This is a genomic window from Cryobacterium sp. MDB2-A-1 (assembly GCF_004402675.1).
Classification (GTDB): domain Bacteria; phylum Actinomycetota; class Actinomycetes; order Actinomycetales; family Microbacteriaceae; genus Cryobacterium; species Cryobacterium glucosi.
In genome coordinates this window covers 1-1,619 of the sequence record NZ_SOFK01000054.1, presented here as the reverse complement: position 1 = coordinate 1,619, position 1,619 = coordinate 1, and the positions used below count along the sequence as shown (strand labels likewise).

The following is a 1,619-nucleotide window of genomic DNA, read 5'->3' as shown; positions in this document are numbered from 1 at the left end:
GTGAGTATTCGACCCTCTGAGCCCCACCCGATCGCGCGGTTGAGCCCCACCGTTCGTGCGGAAGAGCCCCAGTGGTGGTGTGGCTCAGCACCACCGGTGCTCCTCGTCACGGATTACGCGGTCGCGAGGGCGGCTTGTTCTCTCATGTTGTAGGTGCCGGTGTCGACCCAGGTGGTGTTGTGGATGATGCGGTCCATGATCGCGTCAGCGTGGACGCCAGCGCCGAGGCGCTGGTGCCAGTCCTTCTGCTGATACTGAGTGCAGAACACCGTCGACGTCTCGCCGTAACGACGCTCCATCAACTCCAGCAGCATCGTCCGCATCGACTCCGTCGGCCGGTCGAGCAGCCACTCGTCGATGACCAGCAGCGTGAACGCGGCATACTTCCGGAGGAACTTCCCAGCGCCGCCGGTGGCGTCCTGGGCGGCGACCCAGGCCTCCTCGAGGTCGGGCATCCGGACGTAGTGGGCGCGGATCCGGTGCTCGCAGGCCCGTTTGGCGATCGCGCAGCCCAGATACGACTTCCCCGACCCGGTGAACCCTTGGAAGACGACGTTCTGCTGCCGGGCGACGAACGAGCAGGTCCCGAGCTGGGCCAACAGTTGCCGGTTGAGGCCGCGCTCGTCGAGCAGGTCGATGCGCCGCAGATCCGCGTTCGGATACCGCAGTCCCGCCCGCCGGATCAGGCCATCAACCTTGGAATGGGTGAAGGCGGAGTAGGCGTCGTCGACGGCCAGCCGGACCCGGTCCTCGAATGCCAGGCCGATGCTGAGGACCTCGTCCTGGGTGTCGATGGCCTGCAGCAGCTCGCCGGCGTTCATCTCGCGCAGCTTGCGTTTGGTCTCCCCATCCAGCGCGCTCACCGGTTCCCTCCGGCGTAGTAGGCGCTGCCACGGACATAGCCGCCATCATCCGATTCCGGCTCGGGGGCCTGTCCGGTCTTGTCCTGCCCGGTGTCGAGGATCGGTCTCAGGTGCGCGTAGCGGGGAGAGCGGACTGGTCCGCGCAGCGCCAACGCGCAGGCGGCCTCGAGCCGCGCCGGAGGGAACTTGCGCGACAGCCGCAGCACCGCCAGCGCCGCGTCGAAGCCGGCCTCGTCGATGAACACCGTCTCGAAGATCTTGGCCGTCACCGTCACGGTCGCCGGCCCGATCCGCGCCGCCCACTCCTCGATCCGGGCCCGGTCCCAGGCCTGGAAGCTGCGCCCCTCGGGCAGGTCGGCCTGGTTCGTCCGATACTGGTTGCTCGTCGTTGCCGGTAATAGCAAATGGCTGGCCAACCGTTCGTCGCGCCGATAGACCTCCAGCATCGTTTCGGTGACACGAAGGTCCACCAGCGCGCCGATATGGCTGAAGGGGACGGAGTAGAAGTTCCGCGCCCAGACCACATGGGCGTTGGCGTTGACCTTCCGTTTGTAGGACCAGGTGCTGATCTCGAACGGGACCGCCGGCAGCGCCTGCAGCAGCGGCTTCTCCTCGGCGGTGAATACGCTGAGGCGGGACCCGACGCGTTTCTGGAACGGCTCCCGGTTATAGGCGTCCATCTGTTCCCGGATTCGCAGGCGCAGTTGAGCCAGCGAGGTGAACGTCTCCTTCCTCAAACCGGCGATGACCCAGGTC

General features: G+C 66.6%; 1 protein-coding gene and 1 pseudogene. Both read right to left on the bottom strand.

Annotation, left to right across the window (positions count from 1 at the left end; genetic code table 11):
• Nucleotides 1–113 precede the first annotated feature (113 nt).
• Nucleotides 114–863, bottom strand: coding sequence for an ATP-binding protein (locus E3O39_RS18445; protein ID WP_134449084.1), 750 nt, complete (start codon nucleotides 861–863; stop codon nucleotides 114–116).
• Nucleotides 860–1,619 (bottom strand): annotated as a pseudogene (locus tag E3O39_RS19110) (IS21 family transposase); the annotation flags it as partial. The pseudogene E3O39_RS19110 and the gene E3O39_RS18445, both read right to left, overlap by 4 nt.